Source organism: Aestuariivirga sp. (genome assembly GCF_965227715.1).
Classification (GTDB): domain Bacteria; phylum Pseudomonadota; class Alphaproteobacteria; order Rhizobiales; family Aestuariivirgaceae; genus Aestuariivirga.
This window is the reverse complement of sequence record NZ_OZ245771.1, coordinates 2,022,328-2,040,396: the sequence shown is the minus strand read 5'-3', so window position 1 is coordinate 2,040,396 and position 18,069 is coordinate 2,022,328. Positions and strand designations below refer to the sequence as shown.

Annotated in this window: 15 protein-coding genes; 10 read left to right on the top strand and 5 right to left on the bottom strand. The window is 63.9% G+C overall.

Annotated features, from left to right (window positions below):
* Positions 1-18 precede the first annotated feature (18 nt).
* On the bottom strand, positions 19-717 hold the full coding sequence (locus ACO06F_RS09595; protein WP_421696458.1) for a Crp/Fnr family transcriptional regulator: 699 nt from the start codon (positions 715-717) through the stop codon (positions 19-21).
* 189 nt (positions 718-906) lie between these two features.
* Between ACO06F_RS09595 and ACO06F_RS09590 the strand changes: the two genes are divergently transcribed.
* The 7 genes from ACO06F_RS09590 (at position 907) to ACO06F_RS09560 (ending at position 11,898) form a co-directional block, all read left to right on the top strand.
* On the top strand, positions 907-2,397 hold the full coding sequence (locus ACO06F_RS09590; RefSeq protein WP_421696457.1) for a ferritin-like domain-containing protein: 1,491 nt from the start codon (positions 907-909) through the stop codon (positions 2,395-2,397).
* Positions 2,394-4,730 (top strand): hypothetical protein, encoded by a 2,337-nt coding sequence (locus ACO06F_RS09585; RefSeq protein WP_421696456.1) that lies wholly within the window; start codon positions 2,394-2,396, stop codon positions 4,728-4,730. The genes ACO06F_RS09590 and ACO06F_RS09585 overlap by 4 nt, the downstream gene beginning before the upstream one ends.
* Positions 4,727-6,058: a radical SAM protein gene (locus ACO06F_RS09580; protein WP_421696455.1), complete on the top strand. Its 1,332-nt coding sequence runs from the start codon at positions 4,727-4,729 to the stop codon at positions 6,056-6,058. The genes ACO06F_RS09585 and ACO06F_RS09580 overlap by 4 nt, the downstream gene beginning before the upstream one ends.
* A gap of 10 nt (positions 6,059-6,068) precedes the next feature.
* Positions 6,069-7,442: a flavin-dependent monooxygenase QhpG gene (gene qhpG / locus ACO06F_RS09575; RefSeq protein ID WP_421696454.1), complete on the top strand. Its 1,374-nt coding sequence runs from the start codon at positions 6,069-6,071 to the stop codon at positions 7,440-7,442.
* Positions 7,439-10,789, top strand: a complete 3,351-nt coding sequence (locus ACO06F_RS09570; RefSeq protein ID WP_421696453.1) for an AAA family ATPase — start codon at positions 7,439-7,441, stop codon at positions 10,787-10,789. The genes qhpG and ACO06F_RS09570 overlap by 4 nt, the downstream gene beginning before the upstream one ends.
* Complete coding sequence (locus ACO06F_RS09565) at positions 10,786-11,190, top strand: YybH family protein (RefSeq protein ID WP_421696452.1); 405 nt, start codon at positions 10,786-10,788, stop codon at positions 11,188-11,190. The genes ACO06F_RS09570 and ACO06F_RS09565 overlap by 4 nt, the downstream gene beginning before the upstream one ends.
* Positions 11,191-11,535: 345 nt before the next feature.
* Positions 11,536-11,898, top strand: a complete 363-nt coding sequence (locus ACO06F_RS09560) for a cupin domain-containing protein (RefSeq protein WP_421696451.1) — start codon at positions 11,536-11,538, stop codon at positions 11,896-11,898.
* Here ACO06F_RS09560 and ACO06F_RS09555 read toward each other — a convergent pair.
* On the bottom strand, positions 11,895-12,839 hold the full coding sequence (locus ACO06F_RS09555) for a LysR family transcriptional regulator (protein WP_421696450.1): 945 nt from the start codon (positions 12,837-12,839) through the stop codon (positions 11,895-11,897). The two genes, ACO06F_RS09560 and ACO06F_RS09555, sit on opposite strands and share 4 nt — an antisense overlap.
* A 101-nt stretch (positions 12,840-12,940) precedes the next feature.
* Here ACO06F_RS09555 and ACO06F_RS09550 point away from each other — a divergent pair, with 101 nt between their 5' ends.
* Together ACO06F_RS09550 and ACO06F_RS09545 are read left to right on the top strand one after the other, a co-directional pair.
* The gene (locus ACO06F_RS09550) at positions 12,941-13,300 is read left to right on the top strand and encodes a cupin domain-containing protein (RefSeq protein WP_421696449.1); all 360 of its coding nucleotides are present in this window, start codon (positions 12,941-12,943) and stop codon (positions 13,298-13,300) included.
* Positions 13,301-13,303: 3 nt separating this feature from the next.
* Positions 13,304-15,064, top strand: a complete 1,761-nt coding sequence (locus tag ACO06F_RS09545) for a choline dehydrogenase (protein WP_421696448.1) — start codon at positions 13,304-13,306, stop codon at positions 15,062-15,064.
* A gap of 13 nt (positions 15,065-15,077) precedes the next feature.
* Here the strand turns inward: ACO06F_RS09545 and ACO06F_RS09540 are convergent, their stop codons facing one another.
* The gene (locus tag ACO06F_RS09540) at positions 15,078-15,554 is read right to left on the bottom strand and encodes a VOC family protein (RefSeq protein WP_421696447.1); all 477 of its coding nucleotides are present in this window, start codon (positions 15,552-15,554) and stop codon (positions 15,078-15,080) included.
* Between the two features lie 185 nt (positions 15,555-15,739).
* Between ACO06F_RS09540 and bfr the strand changes: the two genes are divergently transcribed.
* Positions 15,740-16,219, top strand: coding sequence for a bacterioferritin (bfr, locus tag ACO06F_RS09535; RefSeq protein ID WP_421696446.1), 480 nt, complete (start codon positions 15,740-15,742; stop codon positions 16,217-16,219).
* Between the two features lie 39 nt (positions 16,220-16,258).
* Here bfr and ACO06F_RS09530 read toward each other — a convergent pair whose 3' ends face one another.
* Complete coding sequence (locus ACO06F_RS09530; RefSeq protein ID WP_421696445.1) at positions 16,259-17,032, bottom strand: heme ABC transporter ATP-binding protein; 774 nt, start codon at positions 17,030-17,032, stop codon at positions 16,259-16,261.
* On the bottom strand, positions 17,032-18,036 hold the full coding sequence (locus tag ACO06F_RS09525) for a FecCD family ABC transporter permease (RefSeq protein ID WP_421696444.1): 1,005 nt from the start codon (positions 18,034-18,036) through the stop codon (positions 17,032-17,034). Before ACO06F_RS09525 ends, ACO06F_RS09530 begins: the two co-directional genes overlap by 1 nt.
* Positions 18,037-18,069 lie beyond the last annotated feature (33 nt).

Sequence of the window (18,069 nt, the reverse complement as noted above, 5' to 3'; positions counted from 1 at the left end):
GGGCGGCGAAACGGGCCGTCAGCCGTCCCAGCTTTCCTCGAGAAGGGCTCTCAGCCTATCGGGCCTGGGTATCAGCAGGCTGCGGCCCTTCTTGGCCACCACGCCGTTGCTGTCGAGCCAGGCCATTTCGCGCGAGACGGCTTCACGGTGCGTGCTGATGCGGCTCGCGAGTTCCGCGTGGGTGGGCATCGGGTCGATGACGGCGCCATCTCCTGCCGCCGTGCCGCGCTCCGCCAGCCGCAGCAATTCGGCCCGAAGCCTATGCCGCACCGCCATGGTGCTGAATTCGAACACCCGCGTCGTCAACCGGCGCACATTGGATGCGAGCTGCTGCGAGACAGCCATTGCGAAGCTCGGGCTTTCCTCAATCATGCGCAGAAAGCGCTGGCGCGGCAGCATGGCGATGCGGCAGCGCCCGCTTGCCTCGACGCTCGCCGAGCGCGGCAGCCCATCCAACGCGGAAATCTCACCGAACATCACGCCGGCCAATATCTCATGAAAGCCCACGCGCTGCCCGTCCGCCGAATAGAGATTCACCTGAAGCTTGCCCGAGAGCAGAAAGAACACATCGAATGTCGTGTCCTGATGCCCGATCACCAGCTCGCCATCACCATATTCCCTGACGGCGCAAAGTTCGGCCACCTTGCCGAGCGCGCTCTCACTGAAACCGTTGAACAGCTGAAAAGCCCGGAAACTTTCTGCAATGGTCTTACTCACGCGCTTCTCACCTCTCATCACACCTTGCCGCAGCTCTCCGTTGAGAGAGTCGACTTTGCAGAACGGCCATGTTACTAAGCAAAAAACAACTACTGATATCGTTACCCAGGGAAGGTAGACGAAGGTGGGCGGCAGGGGAACAGGCACTATCTTCCTATTTTCACAGCCGTTACGTGTGGAATACCGGTCATGAGCGCGGGCGAAGTCTACAGCGTCCTCGCGACACCCGATACGGCAAAGGGCGCCGTTCAGTTCCAGAAAAGCCCGGGCATGACGTGGCGCGATTATCTGATCACGCTGCTTCACCTTGCAGCCCAGGTGGAACATGGGCTGATGGTTCAATATCTCTATGCGGCCTATTCGCTTGGCCACCCGGGCCTCAAGCCCGACCAGTCCGCTGAAGTGCGGGGCTGGCAGAAAAACATTCTCGAAGTCGCCAAGGAGGAGATGGGGCATCTTCTCACCGTGCAGAATCTTCTCGCCCTGCTCGGCGCACCGCCCAGCTTCACCCGTGCCCAGACGGCGTTCGAGGAGGCATTGAGTCCCATTCCCTTCGTGCTCGATCCGCTCAGCCGGGATGTGGCGGCAAGCTTCACCTTCGCCGAGATGTCCCCTGAGCTCGAGGCGCATCTGAAGTCCAGCGCGCATCTTCGCGAGGGGCTCGAAGAATTTCTCAAGCATCATCAGCTGAGGCCCATCCGCAAGGAGACGAAGCGCCTCTCCAAGGATTTGGGCTTCGGCAAGGTGACACCGCAGCCGGTTGCTCTGTTGTACGAGGAGATCATCAGGGTCTTTTCTGATCCCAACTATGTTCCGGACAGCGACCTGGACGAGATGAGCTATGAGGCCCAGGCCTCCTGGGATGATTGGGGCCGGGGCTATGCACCGGACCCGAAGCTGCTCTCGCCCACGGGCGATATCCTGTCGCAGAACGCAGGATCGACGCGCGCGAATGTCATCGTCATGCGCGCCGCAACGCGCGCCGAAGCGCTGTTGGCCTTGCGGGCCATCAGCGGCCAGGGCGAAGCCGTGCATCTCCAGCATCCCCACAAGCTGAAGCGCAAGCAAAACGAAGATGACGAAGACCAGCTCGAACTCTCCCATTTCGAGCGCTTCCTGACCATCTGGCAGCATTACCCGCAGCATTGGCGGCCCTATCGCCGCGTGATCCGCAATCCGGCCACGAGGCCCACGGTGGCGCTGCACCAGACCCGGATCACCGATCCTGCGGTGCTGGACTGGGCGCTGCTGTTCAACCTCCGTTACCGCATGCTGCTGACGTTTCTGGCCCACAGCTTCCGCCTGTCGCGCGTGGTGCGGCCGGGTACGCCCAACCTTCGCGGCATGGTCATGCACCGGGCCTTTGGGGAAATGTACAATTTGAAGACCATCGCGGGGCTGCTGGTGCAGATGAAGGTCGGCGAAGACGATGATGGCGATATCTTCGCAGGGCCTCCTTTCGAGACACCCTATACGCTCAACATGCCGGCGGCCCATGTCGATACGTTCCGGCTGCACCGCGATCTCTACACGGGTTCGATGGAAATCGTCGATCGTCTGCAGTCCAACATCGGGCCCTTGGGCGGCGCCTATCTGCAGAGCCTGCTCGAGCTTGACCATGCCGCACTTGGCTGGATCGACGGCATACTGCGCGCACCCCAGGTGAGGACGCATTCATGACGAAGGAGCCCCCCACAACGATCAAGGCCCTCCGGATCCTGCCTCCGCTCGCGATCGGCCGTCTGGGTGCCGCGGAGGATCCGCTCGACAATTATACGGTCACCGTCGATGACGGCGACACGCTGGGCTACCGCCGCATCGTCCCGGCGAAAACCCTCCTGATCGACCCCACGTCAGGCGAGATCAGCGGCAGCCGCACCGCGGAAAACATTGCCTTCACATCCGATGGCCACATCCGTCCCGTGGCGCCTTTTCTGGAAGTGTTTGCCGTTACCTCCCGCGATGAGCTGGTGCCGCTGACGGCACAGCTTCTTGAAGAGAACGGCCTCACTGAGAAGGCCCTGCGCTGGCGGGTGCGCGTTGCCAATCGCAAGATCGCGCGCCGCACCCAGTGTGATGATGATGTGATCGCCGCTGATACCGGCTGGTTCTCCCATCACGATGAGGAGCCGCTGCTTGGCCGCTGTGCGAACTTCGTCTCCAAGAAGAGCGCCGTTGCCTTCGGCCATGTGCGCTACATCAGGCCCAATGACCGGCATCCGGAAATCCGCCTGCGCTTCACCCCCGCCAAGGGGTTGATCTATGGCGCAGACACGTTCAAGCCCGGTGACACGGAAGACGGCAAGCAGATCATCGCGGAAGACCGCATGATTTACGATCATGCGCGCGGCCCCTGGTATCACTTCTCCAATGATGGCGATGAAGACGGCATTGCCGAAACGGTTCCACCCGCACTCTTCGCCATCACGCCGCCGGCGCCCTCCTGGCTCTATAACAATCAGGCGGTCAGCCGCGGCTATTTCGATGACGCCTGTGATGGCATCGTCGAGGTCTCCCTCAAGGTCGATGGCCAGAAGCTCGTTGCGGCAGCGCGCATCTGCGCCGGGCCGCCCATGGTGGCACCCGACTCCCTCTTCGTGCGCAGCCTTGCAGATGATCTGGAGCAGGTGATCGAAGGCCCCGGCGTCGACCCCGAAGAGCCGCTGGACGTGACTCGTGCCCGCGCCGAGGATATTGTGCGCCGCGCCTTCGAGACGGTGCGCTTCATGAATGTGCGGGTGATGAACGGCAATGATATCGATGGCCGATCTTCGCTCAGCCTCGATTCCATGCCTGAGGAGGAGGCCGCCGACACCGAACGTGCCATCCGCCCGGTCATGACGCCCGAGGGCGTGGACACGCTCGCCATCATGACCTTGCATCAGCAGGTCTATGCAGCGCTTCGTGGGGGTGCAGCACCCTGGTTCGTGAAGCTCCTGCGCCTGCCGGACCAGGTGTCGGACTTCACCGACCATGGGCGGCGCAAGATGCCAGCCCTCATGTGCGGCGCGGACAACAGCTATCTGGCACTCACCTACCGGCAGATCCAGACAATCAGGCGGATCGCAGAACGCCGCTTCGAGACACAGGGTGCAGACCGTGCCGAACCCGCCCCGCCGCGCCTCACGCCAAAGAACCTGACGGCGCAGCTGTTCCACATTGCGGCCGGCAATCCGCTCAGCTCACGGCCGGAAACCTCCGTTGCCAATTGCTGCCCCGGGCTCGAACTTGATTTCCGCGCCGTGTGGCGGCGTATGTTCCATGGCATCACCTTGCGCGAATACGACAATCTGGTGATGGTTGACGAGACGGGCCAAAAGCTGAAATTCGCCAGGCTCATGGCGGTCGATCTCGATGGTGATGAGCCCCCGGTCAAGCCGCGCAAGAAGGGGAAGCGCTTTGACAAGCGCGATGTGGTGCGCACCACCAATTTCATTCTGGGCCCCGCCAGTTCGGACCCAGAAGGCGCGATCAAGCTGACCTCTTCGGACAACCCCTTCGGTGCAGCTCCGCTCGAATGGTCGAATGCGCTGTCCCGCGTGCTGGCCGAGCGCCAGGGGAAATCGGTCATGTGTTATTTTGCCATGGGCGATCACGGCGGCGCGATCCCCGACCCTGAGGATGAGAACAGCTGGACGCCGTTCCGCTTCAAGGTTCGCCATTTCTTTGAACCGGGCACAGCGGTGATTTCCGAAGCGCTGGCGGAACCCGGTGAGCTGACGCAGGGCCTGTGTTCGCCCTGGCAGAATGATTACCGCGAATGCTCCTGCTATTACTGGGCCTCGGCGCGGCCGGATTTCGTCAATGTGGAAACCGGTGCGGATGGCTTGAGCCACGGCGACAACTGGTTCCAGAAGGAACGCACTGGCAGATATGTGCCCGATGATTACGCTGACCAGCGCCTGGTCTTCTATGATGATCTCTTCACCCAATGGGAAAAATGGCTGCGATTCCAGGTGAAGGGCCGGGACCTTGTGGAAGGCCCCGCCATGGAGCCTGCGAAAAAGCGATGAGCACGACCTCCGCCAGGCATTACATGGAAGCAGCGAGCCCGCGTGTGCCGGAGCTCCACCTGATCTCGTCAGACAACGCAAACCATGTTTTCCTTGCCGATGGCAGCCGCCTGTTCGAGGTGAATGACGCGCTCTTCGCCGGGCTCGCCGAAGCCATGGCGGAGCAGGGTGCCAGTCTGCTCCCCGGGCTTTTGGCAAGCGCCGGCCTCAGCGCTGCTCCTTATATTGACGACACGCCGCTCGACGCACCGGCAGTTCATGCGCTGTCGCTTGCCGTTGCGCAGAAATGCAATCTCGGCTGCAGCTATTGCTATGCCCAGCAGGGCGAGTTTGGCGGCAAACCCAAGGACATGCCGCTGGAAACCGCGCTGGCCGCAATCGACATGCTGACGGCCGGGGCTCCGGAAGGCGCCAGGATCAATCTGGCCTTTCTCGGCGGAGAGCCGCTCGCCAATCGCGCCGTGCTGAAGGCCGCGACCCAGCATGCACGGAATTCTGCAGAACGCCGCGGCCAGACGGTTACCTTTTCCATCACCACCAATGGCACGCTGGTCGAGGCGGCGGATGCGGATTTCTTCGAAGCCCATGGCTTTGCCGTCACCATCAGCCTCGATGGCACGCGCGACGTTCATGATGCGCTTCGCCCCTACCGCAGCGGGCGTGGAAGCTTCGACGCCATATTGCGCCGCCTCACGCCGCTGCTGAGCGCACAAAGGCGGATGCAGGTGTCAGCCCGCGTCACCGTGACACCGCGCAATCTCGGCCTGCGCGAGACGCTCGATACGTTTCTTGATCTGGGCTTTCACAGCGTGGGCTTCTCTCCCATGCTCGCCTCACCCACCGGCAAGGAAGAAATGTCAGCCGCCGGGCTTGAGGTGATGCTGGAAGAGATGATCGGCTGCGGCCAGGAGTTCGAGCGCCGCGTGGGGCGGGGCGAGCGCTATGCCTTCGCCAACATGACCAATGCCCTGCGCGAAATTCGCCGCGGCACGCACCGTCCCTATCCCTGCGGGGCGGGTGCGGGATATCTTGGCGTTTCAGCCGAGGGCGAGCTTTCGGCCTGTCACCGTTTCGTGGGCGATGAAGCAGGCGCCATGGGGAACCTCGCCAGCGGTATCGACACTGAACGCAGGTCCCGTTGGCTTGCTGAACGCCATGTGCACCGGCAGGAGCCCTGCAACACCTGCTGGGCGCGCTATCTGTGCGGCGGCGGTTGCCATCATGAGGTGATCCGCCGGGGCCGGCCCGCCTGTGACTATATCCGTGGCTGGCTGCAATATTGCATCGAAGCCTATCTGCGCCTCCCCGCCGGCGCAGGTCTTGGCTGAAGGGCGCCACATGCCAAGCGTGCTTGTCATCGGTGGGGGTCCGGCAGGTGCGAGCTTCGCCGCCCGCATGGCGGAGTTTGGTGCCGAGGTGACCCTGGTCGAACGGCTGGCCTTTCCACGCCCGCGGCTGGGCGAGTCCCTGACGCCTGGCGTGCGGGATCTGCTGAAAGCCACCGGTGCATGGCCCATGGTCGAGCGCGAGGCTTTCCCCACCGCCCGCGACGTGCACGTGCTGTGGGAGGATGACACTGTGGTCCGCATGAAGCCGGGGGCAGAGGGGCTTCTGGTGGACCGTGGCCGCTTCGATCAGCTGTTGCTCAGCCACGCCATCCGCCAGGGCGTGCGCGTGCTTCAGCCCGCAACGCTGGTGTCGCAGACGGCGTCGGACCACGGGTGGGACGTTCTCGTGGCGCATGGCGGAGGCCAGGAACTGATCCGTACCGATCTCATTGCGGATGCGCGCGGCCGCAGCGGCCAGGCCGGCGCGCGCCGCCGCGCCATGGGCGCGCGCACGCTGGCCGTCTATGCCGAATGGCAGAGTGCAAATCTGCCGCAGCATGCGACCGTCGCAGCAGGCGCGCGCGGCTGGTTCTGGGGCATTCCGCTGCCGGGCGGGCGCTACACCGCGCAAGCATTTGTCTCGCCGGCCACCTTGCATGACATGGGTGAAGACGGGCTCGAAGACCGGTACCGCCGCCTGATCGAATCCTCGCCCCTTCTGAATGGCCTGCAAGGCGCCAAAGCCATGGGAAAAGTTTGCGCAACTGATGCCACACCTTTTCTGGTGGAGGAGCCGGTCACACCTCGCAGCATCAGGCTGGGCGATGCCGCGCTGGCGCTCGATCCGATATCTTCCAGCGGCGTACAGCGCGCGGTGCAGACGGCGCTGTCAGGCGCCATCGTCGCCAACACCCTGCTCCGGCGCCGGGATCTGGTGGGTGCTGCTCAGGATTTCTACCGCAACAGCCTGTCGGCTGCTGCTGCCCGCCATGCTGCCTGGGCCGGCACACATTACGCCGCTGCCGCACGCAGCCGGCCAGACCCGTTCTGGTCGGCGCGCGCAGGGTCTGCACCTCCCGCTGCGGGCCCGGAAGCAAGTTTGGGCCTCGACCATGAGGTCAGGCTTTCGCCTGCCGCCCGGCTTGTGGATGTGCCGTGCCTCGGTCGCGCCTTTGTGGAGATGAGGTCATCCCTCGTCCACCCCGCGCTTGATGAGCCCGTGGCCTTTCTCGCCCATCAGCCTCTCGCACCCTTGATTTCGGGCATCACCCAAGGAAGCATCGCAGCACTGGCCCGCAACTGGTCGCGCCATATGCCCGCGGCCACCGCCGTGTCGATTGCCTTGTGGCTCAGCCGCAAGGGCGTTCTGGTCTCCGCCGCATGAATGCGCTCTCCCAGTGGCTGCGCCTCCACGGCCTGGAGCAGCACGAGGCGCTGTTCATCGAAAACGACGTGGACTTCGCAACACTGCGGATTTTGACCGAACAGGATCTGGCGGAGCTTGGCCTTCCCTTCGGGGCGCGCAAGCGGCTTGCCGCGGCGCTGAGAGCGCTCACGCCTGATCCGGCCGGCAGTGAGGAGGTGGAAGAGCAACGCCGCCAGCTGACGGTGCTGTTCTGTGACGTGGTGGGCTACACCAGCCTCGCCCAGCAGCATGACCCGGAAGTGCTGAGCGCCGTCATGAAGGACTACGAGGCCCTCTGCGCGGTCTGCCTCGCCCGCTATGAGGGCTATCTCTTCCAGCGGCTGGGGGACGGGATCGTCGCCTTTTTCGGCTATCCGCTGGCCAATGAACGCGAAGCGGAGCGTGCCATCAATGCGGGGCTCGACATTCTGTCTGGCGTGAATGGCCTGGCGCACCCGCTTGAACTCAGGATCGGCATTGCCAGCGGCACGGTGGTGGTATCCGCTGGGGGCCGGAATGCGGTGGGTGATGCGATGAACCTCGCTGCAAGGCTGCAGGCGGCGGCCGAGCCCGGCTCACTCGTGGTGAGCTCCAAGGTGCGCAAGCTGGCGGGCGGCGCCTTCCGCTATCGTTCGCTCGACGGACTGATCCTGAAAGGCTTTGTGAAGCCTGTTCCGGTCTACAGCGTGGAAGGACAGGAAAACATACCGGCAGATGCCGCAACTCCTGTTGAAGATGCGCCCGTCGGCCGGGCTGATGAATTGACCAGGCTGGAAGGCCTGTGGGACGAGGTGAACAAGCTCCACGTGGGCCGCATCATCGGCATCAGCGGCGAGCCGGGAATAGGCAAGAGCCGCATCGCCGCGGATCTCTGCGCCCGCATCGTGACGCCCACCAACCGCCTGATCCGCTTTCAGTGTTCGCCGTTCCATCTGGCAACACCACTGTTTCCCGTGATCGCCCATTTCGAATCGACCATGGGCTTCAACCGCAGCCTTTCGGCCGGAGAGCGGCTGGACCGCATCGAAGCGCTGGTCTGCGGCCGCCATCGGCTTCCTGTGGCCGACGTCCGCTTCATAGCAGCCCTGATGGTGGTGCCTTTTGCCCACCGCTTTGGCGAGATCACCGAAAGCCCGCGGTTGGCCAAGGCGGAAACCCTGCGCATTCTCATGGCGATGATTGCCTCCGCCAGCGCGGCCGCGCCCGCCGTCATGCTCTTCGAAGACCTGCACTGGGCCGATGCCACCACGCTTGAAACGATCGACCTGCTGGTGTCGCGCCTCGGGCAGATGCCTGTTCTGGTGGTGGCAACCTACCGGCCGGAGTTTTGCCCGCGCTGGGCCGGTGCGGCGCAGTGCAGCCTGCTGGCGCTGCCTCGCCTCACCGCGGAGCAGAGCCGCGCGATGATCCGCCGCTGTGCCGAAGGCCGCTCGCTTCCACCGGCAATCGAGAACACCATCGTCGAGAAAACCGATGGCGTGCCGCTGTTCGTGGAGGAAATGACCCGCGCCCTGATCGAGTCCGGCCAGCTTGTGGCCGAAGGCGACCGCTATGTGCAGGCGGGTGGCGTGGTGAACGTGTCTCTGCCGGACTCGCTCCGCGGCTCGCTCACCGCACGCCTCGACCGGCTGGCAAAGGCCAAGCGCGTGGCGCAGCTGGGTGCTGTGGTGGGCCGCAGCTTCAGCCAGGATTTCCTTGCCTCCCTCGGGAGCGCCCGGGAATTGCCGCTGCTCCATGACGGTCTGGCACAGCTTGTCGATTCCGGTCTCGCCCATGTCGAAGAGCGCGGTGGCAGCAGGTTCTATGTGTTCAAGCACGCGCTGGTGCAGGATGCCGCCTATGACTCACTGCTGTTGAGCCAGCGCAAGACCCTCCACAAACGCGTGGCGGAACTCCTGGCCGAGCAGGATCCTGGCCTGGCCGAACGCCAGCCGGAACTCGTCGCCCATCATCTGACGGAGGCCGGCGCACAGGCCAGCGCCGTTCCCCTCTGGCTCAAGGCGGCGGACATCGCCATGAAGCGCTTTGCCGTCAGCGAGGCGGCAAGCCACCTCCGCAAGGGTCTGACGCAGATCGCGGCCTTGCCCGCGAGTGAAGAGCGCGATGTGCTGGAACTCCGCTATCGCGCGGCGCTGGGGCCCGTGCTGGTGGCGGAGCGTGGCTGGGGCCATCCGGAGCTCAGCACCGTGCTTGAGCCCGCCTGGGCGCTCGCGGCCGCGCGAAGCCACAGTGAAAGCTATCTCCCCATTCTCAATGCCCTCTGGGTTCACTCCATGTGCACGGACCAGCTAGCGCTGTCCCTGCGCTGGGCTGAACGCATGCAGGCTCTGGGCGAAGAGACGGGCGACGGAGACCTGACGGTCGTCGCCCATCGTGCTATTTCGGGCTCATCCTACTGGCAGGGCAAACTCACTCTGGCCCGCCGCCATGGCGATCTTCTGCAGGCCATGTATGACCCGCAAAAGCACTGGCATGTGGTGCGGCAGACCAACACCGACCCGCTGACGGGCGAATCGATCTATCGCGGCCAATACCTCTGGATGCTGGGATATCCGGACCAGGCGGTGGCGGCGAGCGATGCGCGGGACGAGCATGCGCGACGCCGCGGCCACCCCTTCGACCTCGCCTTCTCGCTCACGCTGGGCGCACAAGTCTTTGACTTTCTCCGCCTGCCCGATGAGCTTGAACGGCGCGCCGATGAAGCCAATGCCGTGGGCCGCCGCTATGGCGTGTCTCTGTTCTTCGAAATGATGGGGGAGATCAGCCGTGGCGTGGCCTGGCTGCGCGCGGGCCGCCATGCCGAGGCTGCCACGCAGATCGAACGCAGCGTTGCGCGGCTCGCCTCCACCGGCCACCGCATCTGGATCGCCTATCTTCTGGCACTCCGCGGTGAGGCGCTGGCGCTGGCGGGGGAGACCGAGGCCGCGCGGCAGGCGATGGAAGACAGCATTGCCCGCATCGAGCGGGGCGAAGAGCGCAGCCACTTCGCCGAAGTGCTGCGGCTTCGCGGCTGGCTGGCCGCTACGCAGGGTGAGGAGGCGCAGGCCGAGCGCCTGCTGCGCCGGTCGATCGCGCTGGCGCGGTCACAAGAAGCAAAATCATGGGAGCTGCGCAGCGCCATGACGCTCGCGGAGCTTCTCGACGGCCAGGGCAAGCGTCAACAGGCGCTTGATCTTCTCGCACCCATCCATCGCTGGTTTAGCGAAGGCTTCGGCACCGGAGATCTCATCGCAGCGGCCCGGCTGCTGGATCGCCTCTCGGGCCGGCCGCCGCGCAGCACGGCTGATGCAACACCCCTCAAACCCAAACGGAGGACGGCAAGATGAAGGCAAAGAACTTCGAGTCGAATGACAAACAGATCCGCAAGCTGGACAAGCAGTGGGGCGAAGCCGCCACCGCGAAGAACCTCGAAGCGGTTGTCGGCTTTTACGCCAAGGATGGCTCACTCGTCTGGCCGGGAACGCCCCCCGTCCATGGCACAGCGCAGATCAAGGCGATGTGGAAGACAATGCTGGACAGCATTGACGGACTGGCCCTCGAATTCACACCGGAAACCATCACCTTCTCGCAGGACGGCGAGCTCGCCACGGACTATGGCATCGTGCGCTTCACACAGAACACCAATCCCTACACCACCACCGTTCAGATCGCGAAATATCTGGTCGTGTGGAAGAAGGTGAAGGGCTCCTGGAAAGTTCTCTACGACAGCTACAATCTGAATGCCTGATGCCGCCTCGTGTCCGATGCAGCCTGATATGCCGTCGAGGGCCGATACCGGCCAGGCCGAGGTGAGCCGCCCGCGCGCCGCGGTCATGCGATCATTGTTGAGGAATATTAGCCTTTCACCTCCGATCTTCTCAGCTGTGCGGATGCAAGGCGGGTGCTAGAAAAACATGGTTGCTGCCCTTTGCGATGAGCATTGGCGGCAGTGACGTTTCCTCCCTGGACTTGGGCTGCCGACCATTCTGGCAGCCCCTTTTTTTGACCGCGCTTCCTTGGCTCAAGACTTGAAAATCCGGCGCCCCCACCTATGCTGGCGGCCAGATGTCATGCCTGCGAGGAAGAGACGACCATGAAGCAAGTGAAGCCGGAGGACCGCCGCATCGCCAATATCTATGAGGCGGCGTTTGAGCCTTTCGTGTTTGATGACGGCCTGACGCTGGGAGACGGCGTCCTGCAGCTGAATGACAAGGAACCGCTGGGGGTTGGCTTTCACGTCTACCGCATGCCGGCGGGCATGACGACGCGCCCCCACCGCCACAATGGCCATGAACAATTCCTGATCCTCGAAGGTGAACTGATCGAGAATGACGGCACGGTGTTCCGCAAGGGTGACCTCGTATGGCTGCGGGACGGCACCGAGCATTGCTCGCACACGCCCAATGGCTGCCTGCTGGCCGTTCACATCGCCGCGCCCGAAACCACAGTGGACTAGCGCTCGATCAGTCTGATGCCCCTGGCCGAAAGCTCCCGCGCGACCATGTCTTGATAGGCGGAAACGGCGGCCTTCAGCCAGCTTGCGAAGCGCGCCACATCGGGGGGCGCGGCACTTGGCGATGTGAACAGCGAATAGGTTTGCGCGCTCACCAGGCCACGGGCGAAAGGCGTGATGAGCTCGCCCGCCAGGATCGCGGGCAGTGCCAGGAAGCTGTCGCCAATGGTCAGCCCCGCTCCTGAGCGCGCGACGGAAAGGCAGAGCGTGGTTTCGTTGAACACAGTGTTGCGGCGGCGGGGACCGCCCGCCTCCACGCCTGTGAGCCTGCACCATTCATCCCAGATATCGTAATTGGAGTCGGTCAGATGGGGCGCATCGCAGGGTGTGCGGCCGCCCGACAGATGCGTTTCATAAAATCCCAGCGTGCACACCGGCATGTCGATCCAGCGCAGGAGTTCGGTTTCGATGAGCCCTCCCGCAGCATGATTGCCGGGCAGACCGTAGAAGATTCGGATGTCGAAATCTTCCCCCAGCCGAAACTGCCCGTTCTTTTCGACCGTGATCTCGATTGCGATTCCCGGGTTGGTCACCATGAAGGCGCCGATCTGCCCTGAAAGCCAGCTTGAGGCAAAATCCCGGCACACGAGAATGCGCAAGCGCCGCCCCTCACGGGCGCGGCGGCCCACCGCCTCGGTGGTGGCGGCGATGATGTCGAAGCCGCGCGCCAGGCCATTGAACAGCTCTCGTCCAGCGACCGTCAGATCAATTGCATTGCCGCTGCGCAGCAGCAGGGACGTGCCCAGTTCCGCCTCCAGGAGCCGCATCTGGCGGGAGACGGCGGGCCGCGTGACGTTGAGTTCCGCCGCCGCACCCGAAATGCTCAAATGACGGGCAACGGCCTCGAAGGCGCGCAGGGCGGTGAGAGAGGGGCGAGCTGTCATGTTGTTCCGTAACTTGAAGTTACTCTGGGCGAAAACTTTTGACTTGTCACCAGGGGTGTTGCGCGGCGAGTTTCGCGTGGCCGAAACCCACAGGAGCCGCCATGCCCGATCCCATCCGCCTCTCCGCCACCGGACCCGAGGGCTGGCAGACCCTGCCGGATCAGCCGCTCGAACATGCCGAGCTTCTGAGCGGCGTGCCCATGGGCCGCGATCACGCCTATTTTTCCCGGCCGGAAGCTGGCCTCCGCGCCGGCATCTGGCGCTGCGGGCCCTATACCGAGCATTATGACGACTACCCCGTCGATGAGTTCATGATCGTGCTCGAGGGCGAAGTGACGCTGGAGGGCGAGGGCTTCCGCGACACCTATCGCAAGGGCGATGCCTTTCTGGTGCCCAAAGGTTTCCGCGGCACCTGGCATCAGCCCGGCTCCCTGCTCAAATATTACGTGATCGTCGGCTAGGCCATGCCGGAGAGCAGCGCCTATGACTATGTGATCGCCGGTGCAGGGTCCGCGGGCTGCGTGCTGGCCAACCGCCTGGGTGAAGACCCCAGCCTGCGCATACTGGTGCTGGAGGCAGGAGGGTCCGAAAGGGCCGTCATCATCGACATGCCGGCGGCACTCTCGATCCCGATGAACACAAGCCGCTTCAACTGGGGCATGCGGACGGAGCCGGAGCCCGGTCTGGATGGCCGGGAAGTCAACCTGCCCCGCGGCCGGGGGCTTGGCGGATCATCGGCCATCAATGGCATGTGCTGGGTGCGCGGCAACCCCATGGACTATGAGCTGTGGGAGGCGCTCGGCGCCGATGGCTGGCGCTGGTCCAACGTGCTCCCCTATTTCCAGAGGCTCGAGGCGGTGGAGGGCGGCGGCCCCTTACGCGGAACCGATGGCCCCGTGAAGATCAACCGCGGCCTTCAGAGCAACCCGCTCTATCAGGTCTTCGTCGAGGCCGGCGTTCAGGCCGGCTATGCCCGCAGCCGCAATATGAACGAGTTGCAGCATGAAGGCTTCGGCCCCATGGAAATGAATGTGGGGGGCGGCCTGCGCATGAGTGCGGCACGGGCCTATCTGCGCCCGGCCATGGCGCGCGGCAATGTTCATGTCGTCACCGGCGCCACGGTGGACCGCATTCTGTTCGACGGCCGCCGCGCGACGGGCCTGTCCTATCGCCTGCCGGATGGCACGCTGCGGCAGGCGAGCGCAAAGCGCGAGGTGATCCTCTCCGCAGGCTCCATCATGTCTCCGGTGATCCTGAAGCGGTCCGGCATCGGGCCTGCTGCCGAACTGAAGCAGCACGGCATTGCCGTCGTCCATGATGCGCCGGAGGTGGGCGAAAATCTGATGGACCATCTCGAACTCTATATCCAGATGGCCTGCACCGAGCCCCTCACGCTGTTTCCCACGCAAAGCCTGTGGGGCAAGGCCCGGATCGGGCTGGAGTGGCTGGCAACCCGCAAGGGCCTGGGTGCCACCAACCACTTCGAAAGCGGCGGCCACATCCGCAGCCGGGCAGGGATCGTCTATCCGGATATCCAGTATCACTTCCTGCCGCTCGCCATTTCCTATGACGGAAAGAGCCTTGCAACGGGCCATGGATTTCAGGTCCATGTCGGCACCAAGCGCTCGAAAAGCCGTGGGCATGTGCGCCTGCGGGACGCCTCCGCCCAGAGCCTGCCGCGGGTGCGCTTCAATTACATGTCCCACCCCGATGACTGGCTGGAATTTCGCGCCTGCATGCGCCTCACGCGGGAGATTTTCGCGCAAGCGGTGTTCGCGCCCTTCCGCGGGGACGAGCTCGCACCGGGCGCTGCGGTGCAGGATGATGCCGCACTCGATTCCTTCCTGAAGCGCAAGGTGGAGAGTGCCTATCACCCTTGCGGCACCTGCCGCATGGGGACGGATGCCAATGCGGTGACGACGCCCGATGCAAGGGTGAGGGGTGTTGAGGGCCTGCGCGTGGTCGATGCCTCTCTCATGCCGCAGGCGACCGCGGGGGACCTGAATGCCCCGACACTTGCGCTGGCCGAACGCATGTCGGACCTGATCCGCGGCCGGCACCTGCCCGAGGCCGTTGGGGCGGCACTGCTGGCTGATGCCCGCTGGGCGGTGCGCCAGCGCAGCTCATCCATCAGCCGGGATTATTCAGGCGATCGCGCAGCACTCGCCGCCGCACTCCTTGCCAATGCGCGTGGAGAGCAGCCATCAGCGGAACTGGGCCAATAGCAGCCCCGCCCGTTCAGCCGCGGCGGGCGGCCTCGATGGCGGCAACATCGATCTTCGTCATCTCCATCATGGCGGCAAAAGCGCGCTCGGCTTCCGCACCGCCCGCAGCAAGCGCATCCGTCAGCGCCCGCGGCGTGATCTGCCAGGAAATGCCCCATTTGTCCTTGCACCAGCCGCAGGCGCTTTCCTTGCCGCCATTCCCGACAATTGCATTCCAATAGCGGTCGGTCTCTGCCTGGTCGTCCGTGGCGATCTGAAAGGACATGGCCTCCGTGTGGGTGAACATCGGCCCGCCATTGAGGCCAAGGCAGGGAATCCCGCAGACGGTGAAGAGCACCGTCAGAACATCGCCCTTCTTGCCCGACGGATAGTCGCCAGGCGCTTTGTAGACGCCCGTCACCTCGCTGTCTGGAAAGGTCGCGGCGTAGAATTCTGCCGCCGCTTCCGCGTCCTTGTCATACCAGATGCAGATTGTGTTCTTCGGCGTCATGGTCATTCCTCCCTGGCAAGATGTGCTGGCTGATCAAAGCGCACGCTTGCATATCTGTTCCATATCGCAAGAGCTGCATTCTTCGCAGCGCTCAACCAGGAAATGTGCTGCTGTGCACGGAAGGCTTGCACCTGCAGCCGGACTATGGCCAATAGCGCACATGTCAACCGGCAGAAAGGCACGCCATGAAGGGTCACTCCACAGTCATCGAATATCTGAACCGCGCGCTCAGGAGCGAATTGACGGCGGTGAGCCAGTATTGGCTGCATTACCGCCTGCTCGAGGATTGGGGCTTCGTCAGGCTCGCCAAGCATGAACGCGAAGAATCGGTCGAAGAAATGCGCCATGCCGACAGGCTTGTGGCGCGCATCATCCTGCTCGAAGGCCATCCCAACCTGCAGACGCTCGACCCCCTGATGATCGGCCAGAACATCAAGGAGGTCCTCGAATGCGATCTCAAGGCCGAATATGGCGCTCGCGAACTCTATACCGAGGCGCGGACGGCCTGCCAGAACCTCTCTGACTTCGTGACCATGAAGCTCTTTGAGGATCTCCTCGCCGACGAGGAAGGCCACATCGACCACATCGAAACCGAACTCGATCTGATCGGGAAGATCGGCATCGAAAACTACGGCTTGCTGCAAGCCGGCAAGGACGAATCGTAACATCTTCACGTGCAGGTGGCCGCGCAGCCGCCTGCACGCTCATCTGGCGTTGAGGTCCAACATCTCCGGATGGAAGATCATGCGGCCGTCCAGCACGGCGCGTGACATGCTGATGCCGTAGACGGCGGACAGAAGCCCTTCCTCCATCACCTCCGCCGGCGGGCCATCCGCGGCGATGCGCCCATTCACCACGATCAGCAACCGGTCTGCAATGGCCGCGGCCAGGGTAAGATCGTGCAAAACCACGAAAGCCCCGCAACTGGCTGTCACTCTGCGCCGCACCACCTTCAGCACCTCCACCTGGTGGCGAATATCGAGGCTCGATGTCGGCTCGTCGAGAAACAGAAAATGGGGCGCGGACTGGACGGAAAGCTGGCTCAGCACCCGCGCGAGATGAACCCGCTGCTGTTCGCCGCCTGACAATTGCTGGACAATCCTGTTCTCGAAACCAAGAAGCCCCACCTCCGCCAGGGATTGCGCGCTGATCTGCCGCCGCCGTCCGGCCGCGACAGTCTGCAAGGGAAGCTCAACGACTTCCGTGACCGAAAATGGAAAGGACATGGCCAGGCTCTGGGACAGAACCGCGCGATGTTGCGACAGGCGGGCCGCATCCCATTCATGCAGCGCCTTGCCCTGGAATGTTATCGTTCCAAGATTGGGTGCAAGGCCGCCGGACAGGAGCTTGAGCAGCGTGCTTTTGCCTGCACCATTCGGGCCCACGGCCACAGTCAACTCGCCGCGAAGATCGAGCGACACATCGGACAGCACGGTCCGTCCGCCACGCGTGAGGCCTGCCGAGCGGGCGCTGATCATCAGTGAACTTCTGCAGCGGCGGATGTCATCAGCATCCACAGGAAGACGGGGCCACCGACGGCCGCCGTCACGATGCCGATGGGAAGTTCCGCCGGGGCCGCAATGCTGCGTGCGATCTGATCCGCGATCAGCATGAGGAGTGCGCCCAGTAGAGCTGACATTGGCAGCAACAACCGGTGCGATGGCCCAATGCCGATGCGCAGGAGATGCGGCACGATGAGGCCCACGAAGCCGATGACCCCGCTGACCGCCACGGCACAGCCGGTGAGCAACGCCGTGAGGGTGATGGCGGCAAGCTTGCTGCGCTCGACATTGACACCCATGTAAGCGGCCTCCGCTTCGCCAAGCGACAGCCGGTCCAGCGTTCGCAGCAGCAGCGGCAGGAAGGGCAGGGCGATCGTGGCGCAGACAAGAAGGCTCGCCACCTTGGCCCATGTTGCGCCGGCGAGGCTTCCCATGCTCCAGAATGTAAGCTCGCGCAATTGCTGCTCGCTGCTGATGAAGATGAGCAATCCCGTCGCCGCCATGCTGAGCGCCCCAATGGCAATGCCCCCCAGCAGCATCATGCTGACGGAGGTGCGCCCGCTACGCGTGGCAAGACCGTAAAGCAGGAAGGTGACGAGCAATCCGCCCAGAAAAGCCGCAGGTGGCAAAAGATAGGCTGCACTCCTGCCCAGCAGGTTCTGGCCGAGGACGATGGTGGTGACGGCGCCCAGCGCCGCCCCGGAGGAGACGCCCGTCAGACCAGGGTCCGCGAGCGAATTGCGGAACAGCCCCTGCATCACCGCACCGCTGATGCCCAACCCCGCGCCCACCAGCATCGCCATCACCGTGCGCGGCAGCCGCACACTCCACAGGATCGAGACATCCCGCGCCGAGGCCTCTGCGGGAGACATGATCGCCATCATCACGTCCCGCAATCCGAGGTTCACAGCACCTGACAGCACTGAAGACAGTGCCGCAAGCAGAAGGGCCGCGATGACGGCGGCATGGAGCCCCGCCATGGCCCTCGGGCTCAGCCGCCCGCGTGCTTCGCC

What these genes read in the sequence shown, in the direction of transcription:
- ACO06F_RS09580 (WP_421696455.1), top strand. Translation starts at nt 4,727, where the DNA reads ATGAGCACGACCTCCGCCAGGCATTACATGGAAGCAGCGAGCCCGCGT.
- ACO06F_RS09560 (WP_421696451.1), top strand. Translation starts at nt 11,536, where the DNA reads ATGAAGCAAGTGAAGCCGGAGGACCGCCGCATCGCCAATATCTATGAG.
- ACO06F_RS09585 (WP_421696456.1), top strand. Translation starts at nt 2,394, where the DNA reads ATGACGAAGGAGCCCCCCACAACGATCAAGGCCCTCCGGATCCTGCCT.
- ACO06F_RS09550 (WP_421696449.1), top strand. Translation starts at nt 12,941, where the DNA reads ATGCCCGATCCCATCCGCCTCTCCGCCACCGGACCCGAGGGCTGGCAG.
- ACO06F_RS09525 (WP_421696444.1), bottom strand. Translation starts at nt 18,036, where the DNA reads ATGGCGGGGCTCCATGCCGCCGTCATCGCGGCCCTTCTGCTTGCGGCA.
- ACO06F_RS09555 (WP_421696450.1), bottom strand. Translation starts at nt 12,839, where the DNA reads ATGACAGCTCGCCCCTCTCTCACCGCCCTGCGCGCCTTCGAGGCCGTT.
- ACO06F_RS09565 (WP_421696452.1), top strand. Translation starts at nt 10,786, where the DNA reads ATGAAGGCAAAGAACTTCGAGTCGAATGACAAACAGATCCGCAAGCTG.
- ACO06F_RS09570 (WP_421696453.1), top strand. Translation starts at nt 7,439, where the DNA reads ATGAATGCGCTCTCCCAGTGGCTGCGCCTCCACGGCCTGGAGCAGCAC.
- ACO06F_RS09545 (WP_421696448.1), top strand. Translation starts at nt 13,304, where the DNA reads ATGCCGGAGAGCAGCGCCTATGACTATGTGATCGCCGGTGCAGGGTCC.
- ACO06F_RS09540 (WP_421696447.1), bottom strand. Translation starts at nt 15,554, where the DNA reads ATGACGCCGAAGAACACAATCTGCATCTGGTATGACAAGGACGCGGAA.
- bfr (WP_421696446.1), top strand. Translation starts at nt 15,740, where the DNA reads ATGAAGGGTCACTCCACAGTCATCGAATATCTGAACCGCGCGCTCAGG.
- qhpG (WP_421696454.1), top strand. Translation starts at nt 6,069, where the DNA reads ATGCCAAGCGTGCTTGTCATCGGTGGGGGTCCGGCAGGTGCGAGCTTC.
- ACO06F_RS09530 (WP_421696445.1), bottom strand. Translation starts at nt 17,032, where the DNA reads ATGATCAGCGCCCGCTCGGCAGGCCTCACGCGTGGCGGACGGACCGTG.
- ACO06F_RS09590 (WP_421696457.1), top strand. Translation starts at nt 907, where the DNA reads ATGAGCGCGGGCGAAGTCTACAGCGTCCTCGCGACACCCGATACGGCA.